This is a genomic window from Mesorhizobium sp. M1066 (genome assembly GCF_040318635.1).
Lineage (GTDB): Bacteria > Pseudomonadota > Alphaproteobacteria > Rhizobiales > Rhizobiaceae > Mesorhizobium.
Genome location: NZ_JAMYMR010000015.1, coordinates 18,060 through 30,993 on the forward strand (window position 1 = coordinate 18,060; position 12,934 = coordinate 30,993).

Annotated in this window: 14 protein-coding genes; 6 read left to right on the plus strand and 8 right to left on the minus strand. The window is 63.5% G+C overall.

Annotated elements, in window-relative coordinates; genetic code table 11:
* Nucleotides 1-33 precede the first annotated feature (33 nt).
* A complete protein-coding gene (locus NKH52_RS19465; RefSeq protein ID WP_352732708.1) occupies nucleotides 34-597 on the plus strand; it encodes a TetR/AcrR family transcriptional regulator in 564 nt (187 codons plus the stop codon).
* A gap of 57 nt (nucleotides 598-654) precedes the next feature.
* Here the strand turns inward: NKH52_RS19465 and NKH52_RS19470 are convergent, their stop codons facing one another.
* The 3 genes from NKH52_RS19470 to NKH52_RS19480 form a co-directional block, all read right to left on the minus strand.
* Nucleotides 655-1,584, minus strand: coding sequence for a sigma-70 family RNA polymerase sigma factor (locus NKH52_RS19470; protein WP_352732711.1), 930 nt, complete (start codon nucleotides 1,582-1,584; stop codon nucleotides 655-657).
* Complete coding sequence (locus tag NKH52_RS19475) at nucleotides 1,581-2,339, minus strand: SDR family NAD(P)-dependent oxidoreductase (RefSeq protein WP_352732714.1); 759 nt, start codon at nucleotides 2,337-2,339, stop codon at nucleotides 1,581-1,583. The genes NKH52_RS19470 and NKH52_RS19475 overlap by 4 nt, the downstream gene beginning before the upstream one ends.
* Nucleotides 2,340-2,551: 212 nt before the next feature.
* Nucleotides 2,552-3,613, minus strand: a complete 1,062-nt coding sequence (locus NKH52_RS19480) for a hypothetical protein (RefSeq protein WP_352732717.1) — start codon at nucleotides 3,611-3,613, stop codon at nucleotides 2,552-2,554.
* A gap of 74 nt (nucleotides 3,614-3,687) precedes the next feature.
* On the opposite strand from NKH52_RS19480, the gene NKH52_RS19485 reads away from it, so the two are divergent.
* Nucleotides 3,688-4,893: a cytochrome P450 gene (locus tag NKH52_RS19485; RefSeq protein WP_352967638.1), complete on the plus strand. Its 1,206-nt coding sequence runs from the start codon at nucleotides 3,688-3,690 to the stop codon at nucleotides 4,891-4,893.
* 75 nt (nucleotides 4,894-4,968) lie between these two features.
* On the opposite strand, the gene NKH52_RS19490 is transcribed toward NKH52_RS19485, so the two are convergent.
* The 4 genes from NKH52_RS19490 to NKH52_RS19505 form a co-directional block, all read right to left on the minus strand.
* Nucleotides 4,969-6,552 (minus strand): GH3 family acyl-acid amido synthetase, encoded by a 1,584-nt coding sequence (locus NKH52_RS19490; protein ID WP_352732723.1) that lies wholly within the window; start codon nucleotides 6,550-6,552, stop codon nucleotides 4,969-4,971.
* Entirely contained in the window at nucleotides 6,542-7,234 is a 693-nt protein-coding gene (locus NKH52_RS19495; protein WP_352732726.1) for a hypothetical protein, read from the minus strand. The genes NKH52_RS19490 and NKH52_RS19495 overlap by 11 nt, the downstream gene beginning before the upstream one ends.
* 452 nt (nucleotides 7,235-7,686) lie before the next feature.
* Complete coding sequence (locus NKH52_RS19500) at nucleotides 7,687-7,884, minus strand: hypothetical protein (protein WP_352631518.1); 198 nt, start codon at nucleotides 7,882-7,884, stop codon at nucleotides 7,687-7,689.
* A 120-nt stretch (nucleotides 7,885-8,004) separates the two neighbouring features.
* Complete coding sequence (locus tag NKH52_RS19505; protein WP_352732729.1) at nucleotides 8,005-8,238, minus strand: hypothetical protein; 234 nt, start codon at nucleotides 8,236-8,238, stop codon at nucleotides 8,005-8,007.
* Nucleotides 8,239-8,645: 407 nt separating this feature from the next.
* Between NKH52_RS19505 and NKH52_RS19510 the strand changes: the two genes are divergently transcribed.
* From NKH52_RS19510 to NKH52_RS19525, 4 genes are read left to right on the plus strand one after another with little or no spacing between them, the layout of a single operon-like run.
* Nucleotides 8,646-9,650 (plus strand): sugar ABC transporter substrate-binding protein, encoded by a 1,005-nt coding sequence (locus NKH52_RS19510; protein WP_352732732.1) that lies wholly within the window; start codon nucleotides 8,646-8,648, stop codon nucleotides 9,648-9,650.
* Complete coding sequence (locus tag NKH52_RS19515; protein ID WP_352732735.1) at nucleotides 9,647-10,648, plus strand: ABC transporter permease; 1,002 nt, start codon at nucleotides 9,647-9,649, stop codon at nucleotides 10,646-10,648. Before NKH52_RS19510 ends, NKH52_RS19515 begins: the two co-directional genes overlap by 4 nt.
* The gene (locus NKH52_RS19520; RefSeq protein WP_352732737.1) at nucleotides 10,645-11,409 is read left to right on the plus strand and encodes an ATP-binding cassette domain-containing protein; all 765 of its coding nucleotides are present in this window, start codon (nucleotides 10,645-10,647) and stop codon (nucleotides 11,407-11,409) included. The genes NKH52_RS19515 and NKH52_RS19520 overlap by 4 nt, the downstream gene beginning before the upstream one ends.
* A gap of 39 nt (nucleotides 11,410-11,448) precedes the next feature.
* A complete protein-coding gene (locus tag NKH52_RS19525; RefSeq protein WP_352732739.1) occupies nucleotides 11,449-12,534 on the plus strand; it encodes a Gfo/Idh/MocA family protein in 1,086 nt (361 codons plus the stop codon).
* 15 nt (nucleotides 12,535-12,549) lie between these two features.
* Here the strand turns inward: NKH52_RS19525 and NKH52_RS19530 are convergent, their stop codons facing one another.
* Nucleotides 12,550-12,825, minus strand: coding sequence for a hypothetical protein (locus NKH52_RS19530; RefSeq protein ID WP_352732742.1), 276 nt, complete (start codon nucleotides 12,823-12,825; stop codon nucleotides 12,550-12,552).
* Between the last annotated feature and the right edge of the window lie 109 nt (nucleotides 12,826-12,934).

Here is a 12,934-nt window from a genome sequence, read left to right on the forward strand (position 1 = left end):
TTCATAATGCAATAGCAGAAAGGAATAGCAGCCATGCGCTACGAAAAGGGCCGGAAGGACGCCTCGCGCGGACGGATCATGGAGGTCGCAGCGGAACGCTTTCGCGGCGACGGCATAGCTGCGTCCGGACTGGCGACCATCATGAGCGACGCCGGGCTGACGAACGGCGCCTTCTATCCACACTTTCAATCCAAGGCGCAGCTTGTCCGCGAAAGCGTGGCGGCGGCGATGGAGCTTCAGGCGCAGCAACTGGCGGAAGCATTGGCTTCGGGCGTGGAGATGGCCATCGACATGTATCTGTCGGCCGAGCACCGGGACAATCCCGGAAAGGGCTGCGCGTCAGCTGCGCTGCTGCCGGAGCTCGCCCGTCAGCCGCCTGAAACGCGTGAAGCCTATACAGACCACCTGCTGGCTTTGGTGCGCCAGTTGGCGGAAGCGCTACCGCAGGCCAAGAATCCGGAGGGCGTGGCGCTGGCTGTCTTCGCAACGCTCCTCGGCACGCTGCAAATGGCCCGCGCCGTGGGCGGAACGGAATTGTCCGATCGCATCCTCTCGGCGGGGAAAGACGCGGCGAAGACGCTGATCGAGCAGCGTTAGCGCGGCAGGGCGCAAAGCGGTTCCGCTCCGATCAAACGAAGACTCGCTGTGGGATGGTCAGGGGCCGCGACCGAGAGATCCGGCATCCCTGGCCGGAACCAGCTCGGCATTGTCGGCGACATAGCGGACATGGCGATAGTCGCGGATGAAGCTGATCCGCCCTTCCCGCCACTCGAGCCACATAAAATAATCGGGTGTTGGAGCGTCCGGGTCTTCGAACACCGCGATCACCTCGCGGCCCTCGAGCCAGGCCGGCGTCAGCCACACGCGGTCGCTTTTGGCGTAGACCGTGAAGAACATGCCGACATCCGCCGCACCCGAGCGCGGCTGGTGCATGGACTGATGAAGCCTGACGTCGTCGGCAAGCAACGCGCGCAAGCCATCCCAGTCGCGCTGGTTGAACAGGGTCGCATAACGGACCACGGCGGCCGACGCGATACGAGCATCGGGAAGTGCGGGCGCAGTGGCGTCGATCTCCCTCAACCGCGCACGACCACGCGCCAAATGCGCCTTCACCGCATTGACCGTGATGCCAAGCAGGGCGGCGATCTCGGCCAGCGGCTGGTCGAGCACATCCCTGAGGATGACGACACTGCGCTGGAGCACAGGAAGTTCCGCAAAGCGCGAGACCGCGGTCTGTACTGCTTGCCTGCGCATCAGCGTCTCCACCGGGTCGGCTTTGGTGTCGTCGGCAATTTCAAGCGCCGCCTCGATAGGCTCCGCCGCGCGGATTGCGCGGCTGCGCAGCAGGTCCAGCGCACGGTTGTGGGCGATGCGGAACAGCCAGGGCCTGAGCTGCGGCACCTCGCACAGCTCGTCCAGCGCAACGAAGGCGCGCGCAAACGTGTCCTGCACGACATCCTCGCCGTCGATGACCGAGCCCATCAGACGTGCGCAATAGCGGTGCAGCTCTGGTCGCATCGCGGCGGCAAGGGCAAGCAGCCCTTCCCGTCGGTCGCGGTCCACGGCAGGATCTCGTTCGCTCAAGCCGCAGCACCCTCCATCACGGTTACGCCCGCATCGCCATTGAGGCCGAAGACGACGCCCTCGGCATATTGCGGGTCTTCCAGCACGGAAACCACCCTGTCGCCGAAGGTCCGGGGCGGCATCGGCGCACCGAATCGGGTGACGAATTGCACCGGCGTGATGCCCATGGATCCGGCATAGGCGCCAGCCGCCGCATCGCCGGTTCCGGTGCCGAGGATCATCTGCCGCGGCACGATCACCTGAAAGCGGATGCCGAGCTTCTTCTCCTGCGAAACGCCATTGGCGTACTTCGCCATGAACCACAGCATGCGCTTGGCGCCGCCATAGCCGCCCGACATCTGCGACCCGGTGACGGCAGCACCGCTTGATCCCACCAGAACCCGGCTGCCCGGCTTGAGCGGCAGGTTGAGCGCCGCCTGCAGCCAATAGAGCCCGGCCTTGACGTCGGTTTCCCAGGCGATTGAAAAATCTTCCCAGCTCAGTTGGTCCAACCGGCCCATCCGGGGCGTGACACCAGCATTCAGGACCACGACGTCAGGACGAACCTCGCCAAGAATGCGATAAGCCGCGCCCTCCTCCGCAACGTCGGCGCGGATGGTGGCGACCCCAAGCCGGGCTCCAACCGCCTCCAGCGCCTCGGCACCACGGGCGACCACCGTCACGCTGGCGCCCTGTTCGACCAGCGCCTCGACCAATCCGAGGCCAAGCCCACGGCTGCCACCGGTGACCACGATCTTCCTGTCCTTGAGGTTCATTTGACCCTGCTCCTTAGCTTCACTGTAGCTAAGACGTTTGAGGGTCGGAAAAAGAGCCAGGGTTTGGCGAGGCGCGCTGTCGCGGCGACGATCCGCGACGTGCCGGCAATGCTGGCGATAGGGCGCAAGAAGCATGATGCCGCGCCGCGTGGACAGTAGAGCGATCAGGGGCTGCATTGGATTTAGTGTGAAGCCCACCAATCGCGCTCATGTCACCCCCAGCCAAACAGCCGCGCCAGCCGCTTCTTCAGCGGTCGCAGGGACAGGCGCCGCCGCCGGGAGAATCCCGCAATCCTCTGCCGCACCGCATGCATGGCATCGGCGTGGATGGCATCGACGCTCATGGTGCCGTCGCCGAGCAAAAAGTCGGGGCCCGAGACCGGGCGCATGATGCCACGCAGAGCCCGCTCATGCATCTCGGCGTAGCGGCTGTAATCCACCCCCGCCTCCCAGCCAGGCGGTCGCGTCAGAACGGACGGGTTGTTATTGATTTCGAAGGTCTGGACCTGGCCGTCAACGATGCCGTAATCAATGCGCCCATAGTCGATGCCGGCCAGGGCGAAGACACGCCCGACCTGCTCGGCATGAGGATTGTCGTCCACGTAAGCGCGGCTTTCGGCCCTGTCGGCCTCGGTGAAGCGGGTGCTTGGAAACTTGATGAACCAGTTCTCATTGATGAAGCAGTGCTGCGGATAGACGGTTGGGCCGACCTTGTAAGCCGAGTATTTTCGGAACCGCCCATCGGCCGAGGGAGCCGTGCCGTATTCGACGATCATCAGGTCCGGGTCTTGACGGACATGGCCCGGCAGACGGGCAATCGCTGCTTCCAGCGCATCCGCGCCGTCGATCAGCCCGGTCAGCGGCGGCTCATGCTGGCTTTCCCAGCGCACGAAAACTGGAAAGCGGCGTACAGACTTGCGCTCACCCAGCCGATGCACATCGAAATGGTTGAGGCCCGCGGCCTTCAGGTGTTTCAGCAAGTCGAAGCGGCGTGGCACGATTGCTGGATCGTTGAGCAGCAACAGGCCCGGATTGAGCGAGGCGATGCGCTCGTGGAGGGAGACCGCGGCCTGCAATTGCGCCGGCGCCAGCCTTTCAAAATCCGTAAAGATGAAGGTGCCGGGAGCGAGGGGGCCGAGCCTCGCGGCCAGCTCGTAGGGAATGATCCGGACGAGATCACCAAGCCCATGCTGGTAATAGCCAAGCAGTACGCCCATCGTGTAAGCGTGTTGGCGCGTGCAGAAATAATAGATCGGCCCCTGATTGTTGGTCATGGCCGGGTGTCGATATCCGGGCGTGCACGACACACGACTGTCTTAGCCCACAAAATTGGACTTCCCGCAAGGCAATGCATACCGAATCCCCCTCCAATGCTCTGTTCAAATCCGGCCGGCATCCCTGGCAAGGGATTCGCGCCGGTGCTTTCGAAGGTGCCGCGGACACCTATGCTATCCACGATGAAATGCGACGGCGCGCTCCGGTCTGGCAGGCGCCCTGGGGCGATGTCTATCTCACCGGCTACGATCTCGTTTCGAGCAGCCTCGCCAATCGCAAGCTTTCGCACGTGCCGCCGGCCGACGTAATGGCGGATCCGCAATCCGCGATACGCGACTGGCTGATCTATCAGGAGGGTAGCGCTCACGCCGCCCTGCGCCAGGCCCTGCAGCAGCCCTTTGTCGGCAAGGGCATGCCGGCTTTGCGTCCCATTGTAGCTGAAACGATCGAAGACCTCATGGGCGATTCCGGCTTGTCCGGGACGACCGAAGTGGTGGCCGCCTTCACGCGCGCCGTGCCCGAACGTGTCATCTGCCGCCTGCTTGGCGTACCGGACCAGGACATGCCGATGATCCGGGCATGGTCGGGTTCGATCCGCACCCTTCTCGATACCGGTTTCGATGATGCCTTTGGCAGCGGCGCCAACCACGCCAACGACATGTCCGACTACTTCGTCGAGCATCTGCGCCATCTGCTTGCCGCCGGGCGGATGCCGCCGCTGTTGACCGGGCTGGCTGGCCTCGTCAAAGCACTGGGGCTGACGGTCGCCGGACGCAACATCGCCTTCCTGGCCTTTGCAGGTCACGAGACGACGGTGCACCTCATCGGCAACATGCTGTTCCATCTTGCTCACCAGCCCTCCCAGTGGGCGGCCCTGCGGGCCGACCGCCGGCTTGCTGCCAGTGCCGTTGCCGAAACGCTGCGGCTGGAAAGCCCGGTGCAGAAGATCTGCCGCTGGCCGCTCGAGCCTGTAATCATCGGCGGCCAGGAAATCGAAAAGAACCGGCTGATGGTGCTGCTTGTCGGCGCTGCCAATCGCGACCCGGCCCAGTTTGCCGACGCATCGCGTTTCGACCTCGGCCGGGCCGGCAGGCAGAACCTGGCCTTCGGCCGAGGCGCGCATGTCTGCATCGGCAGGGCGCTGGCCGAAATGGAAGGTGTCGCGGTGTTGGAAGCCGTACTCACCCACTGGAAAACCGTCGAGCCTGTTGCTGCACGTTGGATGGACAATTCCTCGATCCGCGGCCTGGATGCGCTGACCTTGCGGCTGACGGCCTGACCGGATGGTCGCTTGTCCGGTTTTCATACCTTTACGCGGCAAGCCGGGATTTTCCGCGACAAGGGGATGCCGCATCTAAGCGTCCTCCTTGTCCGCCCCGAGTGCCGCGAGAAGCGCTGCGTCCGATCGAGTGAGCAGAACCGGCGCCTTCATTCCGGCAATGCTCGTGCCGCCCTTCATGCGGTGGCGCTTCAGCCTGCCATAGAGGTCGTCGACGCCGGTCGTCCTCAGCGGTCCCAACTGGCCGATGCGGCGGGCATACTCATATTGCGGATTGGCCTTGAGCGCATGGTCGAGGCCGCCGCCAAGCACCTCAACGGCCTGCCCCTGACCGGTCTCCACGAAAAGCCGGTAATGCGGATGTGGCGTCGCGACCGCCGCCAGCAGTGAATAGGTACGATGGTCGAGACCGGCCTCGGCCAGCGAGCGCACGACAAAGGCTTCCGTGAGCTTTTCGCCACAGAGATCGGACACCATGCCGGTACGCCCGCTGAAGCGCAGGCGCGGCGTGTCGCCGGTGAACCCGGTGACTTCGACCATGTCTTGCGTATCGTAGCGATAGAGGCCGGAGCCTGTGGTCACGATAAGCCTGTAGGTCAGGCCTGTTTCCAACTGCCACGCGAAAAGGTTGGCACCGCTTTCATCGACAAATTCAAAGAACCCGCTTTGCGATGCCAGGATGCACCCGGACCCGTCGCCATAGGGAAACGAAACGGCAGCTTCGGTAGACATCAGCCCCTTGGACTGGATGAAGACATGCGGAAATTGCGCCTGCAATGCGGCGGCAAAGCCACTGCTGGAAGCGTCTGTCCAGCAGCTGATCGTGTCGAGGCGAGGCCAGATCGCCGACAGCTGCGAACTTCCAAGCGCGCCCTCCAGCGCAGCAATGCGACGACGCACCACGTCCGCCGGCCGCACGGCGCCCAGCCTGTCCGCGAGTTCCGGCAACAGGCTCTCGGCATCGCGCTGCATCGCGCGCAGGATTTCGGTGAGATAGGTCGGGCTCCAGACCCAGATCAGGCTCAGGTCCTCGGCCGCCAGCAGGTGCAGACAGGTCTGCCTTTGCCACCCGGCGAAATCGCTGAGCAGCCTCAGATCCATCGGCACCGCCGAAAGTTGGATCAGGCTATCGCGCAAGGCGCCGAAATAAGCAAAAGGAACGGGACTGCCCAACCTGCGCGCGCCGACGCGCTCGCTTGCGCCGCGACCTACCGGGCTTAGCGCGAAATAGCTGTGCCCTTGCGCAACGCCCGGCCGGCGCCGTATCAGTTCCGACATCCAGGGATAGAGACAATCGGTGTAGGCCTGCAGGCCCATGTCGGTATAGGGGATGTATTTCGCGCCACCGGAACTGCCGCCGGTTTGCTCGATAAACCGGACCGGCTCGGCAGTTAGCACATTCTCCTCTCCGGCGACGACACGATTGATGTATGGCGACAAGGCTTCGTAGCCACAGATCGGCACGAGATCGCGAAAGGACTCGGCCGAAGCGACGTTGGCAAAGTTGTGGTCACCACCAAACACGGTCGCAGGATTGGCTTCTACAAGCCGCCGCAGGAGGGAGCGCTGCGTGGCCTCGAGCTGACCGAGCCGCGCCCGAAAACCGGCATCTCCGGCCGCGGTCGCGCCGGCAATCCGTGCCCAGGCTTCAGCGCCCATCTTGCAGCCCTTCGGCAAAACTCGCGGCAGCATAGCGCTTCAGATTGCCGAGTTCGAATTCCGCGAGGCAGGCAAGTTCGACACCTCGGGAGTAGAAGGGATTGGCCCGGAGAAAGAAGGCGGCAAAGCGGTTGCGGAATGCTGTTTCCTCGACATCTGCCCACTGTTCCCGCAAGTGACCCTGCGACAGGCCGAAGTCGATCAGTCCGGTCGACGGCTCGAATTGACGCCCGTACCGGGCAGTTGCGATTGCATCGCGGATCGTCTGCAGGCGGGCCGAAACCGGGCCATCGACGGCCGGAACGAAGTCGCGGAAAAAATTGGGGAGAATGCGGAACGTCCTATGCCCTCCGATGATGGAGAACCAGAACAACCGGCCCGCCACCGCGGCCTTGGCGGCGCCGGCCGCGCGAAAGAAACCACGCAGCAGCACGGGGTCGCCCCAACGCGCGGAATGGAGAACGGTATCGCCGGAGAAGAGATAGTGGACAGTCTCCCCGCCGACGGTCTGCGGCCTGACAAGATAAGTCGAAAAGCCGATAATCTCCCGGTCGCACCGGATGATCACGACAGCATCCTTTTCAGTGAGATCGCGTTCGAAGACATTGCGATCGACTGCCTCGTAATACGTCTCATACAAGGCAAACATCCGGTCGCGCTCGGCAGGCGTCAGTTCCCGCACCGGCGTGGTTGTCGAGCCAATGGAACCGATCTCATCCGCAGTACTTTGCACGTAGTCTTGCCGCCTATGTCAGACCCCAACAAATCGAGTATCAGTCATGGGCTCAGCAGTTCAACCCGCACCAACCCGAATCTTTATGAGCATTTGTCCCGGCATTCCGGGCAATGGCCCTTGAGAGTTCGCCGTTCACCCGACACTGTCGGTCAGAGCGGGCCGCATTCAGCCGCCATGGCATAGTGCATTGGACGGCGGCCGGCGATCACACCACCGGTCGCCCGAGAAATTGTTCGACCGCTACTCTCGGCTTTGGTCTGCTATCTTCATCGGAAGTCCAAAGCTGCCTGTCCGCTTCGGCCTAAAATGCGATGCCCGATATTGGACGCATTAAGGTTAGAGGCTGCCGGCGATGAAAGCGCTGCCGGTGCATGCGGCGGCATCCCAGCCGATATTGCTCAGAAGTCGAGAGCGACCATCATGCCGCGGACTTCGGCCATTTCCAGCAGCAGGTCCTGCAGTCTGTCGTCCAGCGCGGCGCCGGTCAGCGCCAGAAGCTCGGTGATGCTCTCTCTCATCGATATGACGGCGGCGCCTGTCTTCTCGGCGAGCAGCCGACCGATGGCAGCTCGGATCAGGTCGTCCTGATCAGACATCGCTTCACCTCCCGACGCACTGCAACCTCCCCTTGCTTTCCATGCCTCACCGCCGCTTTCGACAACAGGGCGTGATTTCCCATACGGTATGATTTTCGATGCGACATCGGGCAGCTTTGCTCATGCCAGCAGACCGTCTCGATGAGCCCGCCAGTCGTTCAACACCGACAATAAGGGCAGCAGCGAAAAAGGGCCGGGCTGGACCGTTTCAACCGCTGCAAGCAGCGCCAGCGGCACTTCGTGCCGATAAAGCCCAATGCACACGCCCCCCTCGACCGCTGCCGGCAATTCCGTGATTGTGTCGAAAATCGAAAACGTACCCGTTGGCTCTTCCACGATTTCGAAACGCCCCACCCGAAACCTCCCTCTGCACAAAAGTAGCGACCAACGCGGACAGCCCCCAAGTGGTTCCCTGAGGCCGGCCCTTTTTTCGCGCCTTGGTTGTAGCGCATGCCGGCAGCACAGTCATGCCCGCAGGGCGCACAGTCAAAATCGCTACGCACTTTAAATCTTGACGCGTGTCAATTTTTTATAAAACATGCGCAAACGCCGGCATGGCATCGGCCGGCGCTCTGGGAGGAGCAATGCCTGACGTCGAAAGTGCCCGAACCTGGGCTGCAGTCCGCACATCCCAAGCGGGCAGCATTCTGTTGGCGAGACCCATCGCGCTAGGCGCCGGGTCGCTTGCGTGCCGTCTAACATTGCAGTCGCCGGACAGCGACATTGATGCAGCCCATAAAACAATCAGGAGGAGGAAAACCATGCGTATGTTCAATTGCCTGAAGCTTGGCACGAACTTGCTTGGCGCAGGCATGCTTGCAGCCATCGTCGCAGCGCCCGCCCATGCCGAGGATGCGGCGAAAGTCGCGGCCATCGTCAAAGGCCTCGACAATCCATTCTTCCAGACCATGCAGAAGGGCATCGAGGAGCAGGCCAAGGCAAACGGCGTGAATGTCAGCCTCCAGGCCGCCGCCAACATGGGTGACGCCACCGGCCAGGCCGACCGCCTGACCGCCATGGCCATGCAGGATTTCGATTGCTACCTGGTCAACCCGATCAGCGTCTCCAATCTCGTCCAGGCGCTGGTGCCGGTCGCCCAGAAGAAGAAGCCGATCGTCAACATCGACTCGACCATCGACCCCGAGCAGGCCAAGGCCGCCGGCTTTGCCGTCTCGACCTATATCGGCACCGACAATGTCGCCGCCGGCGCGCTGGCCGGCGAAGAGATGCTGAAGCTGGTGCCGAAGGGCTCCAAGGTCGCGCTGGTCGCCGGCATCGTCGGCGATGTCGGCTCCAACGCCCGCATCAAGGGCTTCAAGCAGGCGGTGGAAGGTAAACTCGACATCGTGGTGATGGTCAGCGCCGACTGGGATCGCGAAAAGGCGCTGACCGCCGCAACCGATATCCTCGCTGCCCATCCGGACCTCGCCGGCTTCTTCGCCGCCAACGACATCATGGCACTCGGCGTCGAGCGCGCCGTACGGACCTCGGGCAAGGACGTCAAGGTGATCGGCCTCGACGGCATCGTCGACGCGCTGAAGTCGATCGCATCAGGCGAACTCACCGCCACCGTCGCCCAATATCCCTATGTCGTCGGCGCCATGGGCCTCGAGGCCTGTGCAGTGGCCGCCAAGGGCAAGGAACTGCCGGCCAACGTGCCAGCACCGGTGCTGTTGATCAACAAGGACAATGCCGAAGCCTCGCTGAAGAATTTTCCGCGTCCGGGCGGCGACTATCCCGATCCCTTCCGCGAGATGCTGAAGTGAGCACACCTGCAGACAACGCGCCCGCCGCCCATTCGGCGGGTGCGGAGGAGAGCCGTCCCTCCCTGGCGGCTCTCCTCCTCGATCCCTCCTTCTGGGCCGACTGGGCATCCGTCGTAGGCCTGGTCGGCCTCGTCATCGTCTTCGGCATCGCCCAGCCGGTCTTTCTCAGCGTCGCCAATCTGCAGGCGCTGTTGCTGGCGGCTGCGATCCTGGTCGTGCTGTCGATCGGCCAGACCTTCGTCATCGCCACCTCGGGCATCGACCTGTCGCTGGCGGCCGCCGTCATGCTCGGCGCCATCATCCTCGGCCTCGTCAATGCCGCCGGCTACGGCATCTTCATCGCCTGCATGCTGGCGGTTCTCGCCACCAGCGCCGTCGGCTTCCTCAACGGGCTGATCATTACGGCAGGCAAGATCCCCGACTTCGTGGTGACGCTCGGCACGCTGTCGGGCATCACCGGCCTTGGCCTCATACTGTCGGGCGGCGAACCGACCATGGTCGGCTCGACCTTCCTGCTCAGGCTCGCCTCCGGTTCGTTCGGGCCGTTCGGCTATCCGGTCTGGGTGGCGATCGCTGCTGTCATCGTCGCGCATATCGCGCTCTACCACACACGCTTCGGCGTGCACCTGCTGGCGACCGGCGGCCAGGCCGAAAGTGCCGGCGCGCTCGGCATCCGCACCGACCGGGTCAAGATCGCCGCCTATACAATCTCTGGCTTCTGCGCCGGCATAGCGGCCATTCTTCTGGTCGCCCGCATCGGCTCGGCCGAACCGCAGATCAACACCAGCCTGCTGCTCAATTCGGTGGCCGCGGTGGTGCTGGGCGGCGTCAGCCTGTTCGGCGGCCGCGCCAGCATTCTAGGCCCCGCGATCGGCGCGCTGATGCTCACAGCACTCGTCAACGGCCTGACCTTGCTCAACGTGTCGGCTTTCTACCAACCGCTTGCCGTAGGCGCCATCGTGGTGCTGGCGGCGCTGATCATGCGGTATCAGAAATGAGCGTATCCCATCACATCCCCGCCACTGAGGCGATCATCGCCTGCGAAGGGCTGAGCAAGCATTTCGGCGGCATCCGCGCCTTCACCGACGTCGCCTTCCAGGCCCGCCGAGGCGAGGTCACCGCCGTCATCGGCGACAATGGCGCTGGCAAATCGACGCTTATCCGCAGCCTGGTCGGCGTGCATCAGCCGGACGCCGGCAATTTGTTCTTCGACGGCCGCGCGCGGCCCTTCGCCAACCCGGACGAGGCGCGCAAGGCCGGCATCGAGACCGTGCACCAGAACCTGGCGCTGATCGATGAACTGACCGTCGCCCAGAACCTGTTCCTCAACCGCGAGATCGTGCGCCGCATCGGCCCGTTCGCTTTCCTTGACCGCAAGGCGATGAAACGCGAGGCCCGCTCAATGCTGTCGCGGCTGTCAATCAACGTGCCGTCGATCAACCAGCGCGTGCGACGCCTGTCGGGCGGCCAGCGGCAGGCGATCTCGATCTGCCGCGCCGTCGGCTCCGGCGCCAAGCTGGTGGTCATGGACGAACCGACGGCGGCGCTCGGCGTGCAGGAGACGGCCAATGTCGAGGCGCTGATCCGGCGCCTGCGCGAGCAGTCGGTCTCAGTCATCCTGGTCAGCCACAATTTCGATCAGGTCCGCCGCCTGTCCGACCAGATCTGGGTGATGCGGGCGGGAAAGATGGCAGCGACCGTGCGCGCTTCCAAAACGTCCGGAAACGAGCTCGTCGCGCTGGTAACCGGCGCGGCATAGTCCTGCAGCATCAGACTTGAAATCAAAGGGAGTTCGCTTGTGGCACCAATTCGTGTCGGACTGATAGGTCTTGGAGAGGTCGCGCAGTCGATCCATCTGCCGGTGCTGGGCGATCAGCGCGACCGCTGGGTGATCGCGGGCGTGTATGACGTGTCGCCCAGCCTGGTGTCACTCGTCACCTCCGAATTTGCGACGGCAAAGGCCTTCGACACGGCCGAGGCGCTGATTAATTCGCCCGACATCGACGCTGTGTTCGTGCTGTCATCCGACGACACCCACAGCCGCTTCGTGCGGGCGGCGATTGCTGCCAACAAACATATCCTGCTGGAAAAGCCCGCTTGCCTCACGGTGCGCGAAATCGACGATCTGCTGGCGCTGATGCCGGGCTACGACAAGACCCTGTTCGTCGGCTATATGCGCCGCTATGCGCCCGCCTATCTGGCCGCCAGGGACGAACTGCCGGCCTTCGCCGACATCACCCATGTCCGCATCTTCGACCTGATCTCTGAAGGCCGGCATTTCCTCAAGAAGAGCCAGAACGTCCTCTATCCCAACGACATAGACCCCGCCCTGCTGGCGCGTGGCGCCAAGGAGCGCGACGCGCTGATCCGCGAAGTGGTGGGCGCCGATGCGCCGGCCGATCTGGTGCGCGCCTATCGCGGGCTGACGGCGCTCTCCTCGCACCACATCTCGGCGATGCGCGGGCTGATCGGCGAACCGGCGCGCGTGCTGGCCGCGCACCGGACCAATGGCGGCGCCAACACATCAGTCACCTTCGACTACGGCCATTTCGCCTGTCTCTACGACGCGGTGGTCGACGATCTCGGCTTGTTCGACGCCATGATCGAGGTGCGCTCGAACAACAGGCGGGTGCGCATCATCTACGACACGCCCTACATCCGCAGCCTGCCGACACGGCTGGAGGTCACCGATGCCGGCCCGCTCGGTCCTGTGACGAAAACCTTCGGGCCTCTCTACGGCGATGCTTTCTCGAATGAACTCGAGATTTTCCACCGCCACATCACCGAAGGCACAAAGCCGCTGACCGATCTCGCCGATTCCCGCCGCGACCTGGCGCTGATGGCCGAGATCATCGAGCGGATGAAGGAGAGTGGCGGGCGCTGAGGCGCTGCCTGCCGCCTACTTCCCACAGTGATGATCGTTGATCTTGTTCAACGCATTCGCGTCGGGTCCGACGCGATGATAGGAGCACGCGCCGGCCGCCGTCGTCACCAACTGCTGATCGTAGTAGCGCGGACCGCCGAATAGGATGTCGATGAGATCGCCTTCCGCGGACACGTAGCGCTCGGAGTGGACCCGGCGGTCGTGATGCCGGTCGCCAGCGAAGGCCGGGGCGTAAAGGCTTGCGCCCATGGCGACAGCGAGAGCTAGGATCGCAACGTATTTCGTGGTCATCGCCAATACCCTCCTGGCCATCCGGAATCGCACCATACATCCAAAATCGCCAGCCGGACAAAAGTTCCAACGAAGACCGCGATAGGCTCTTGCCGAACTCTGCCGCCTC

Coding starts and splice junctions, on each gene's coding strand:
- NKH52_RS19485 (WP_352967638.1), top strand. CDS start 3,688: ATGCATACCGAATCCCCCTCCAATGCTCTGTTCAAATCCGGCCGGCAT.
- NKH52_RS19520 (WP_352732737.1), top strand. CDS start 10,645: ATGAGCGTATCCCATCACATCCCCGCCACTGAGGCGATCATCGCCTGC.
- NKH52_RS19480 (WP_352732717.1), bottom strand. CDS start 3,613: ATGACCAACAATCAGGGGCCGATCTATTATTTCTGCACGCGCCAACAC.
- NKH52_RS19510 (WP_352732732.1), top strand. CDS start 8,646: ATGCGTATGTTCAATTGCCTGAAGCTTGGCACGAACTTGCTTGGCGCA.
- NKH52_RS19500 (WP_352631518.1), bottom strand. CDS start 7,884: ATGTCTGATCAGGACGACCTGATCCGAGCTGCCATCGGTCGGCTGCTC.
- NKH52_RS19475 (WP_352732714.1), bottom strand. CDS start 2,339: ATGAACCTCAAGGACAGGAAGATCGTGGTCACCGGTGGCAGCCGTGGG.
- NKH52_RS19530 (WP_352732742.1), bottom strand. CDS start 12,825: ATGACCACGAAATACGTTGCGATCCTAGCTCTCGCTGTCGCCATGGGC.
- NKH52_RS19490 (WP_352732723.1), bottom strand. CDS start 6,552: ATGGGCGCTGAAGCCTGGGCACGGATTGCCGGCGCGACCGCGGCCGGA.
- NKH52_RS19465 (WP_352732708.1), top strand. CDS start 34: ATGCGCTACGAAAAGGGCCGGAAGGACGCCTCGCGCGGACGGATCATG.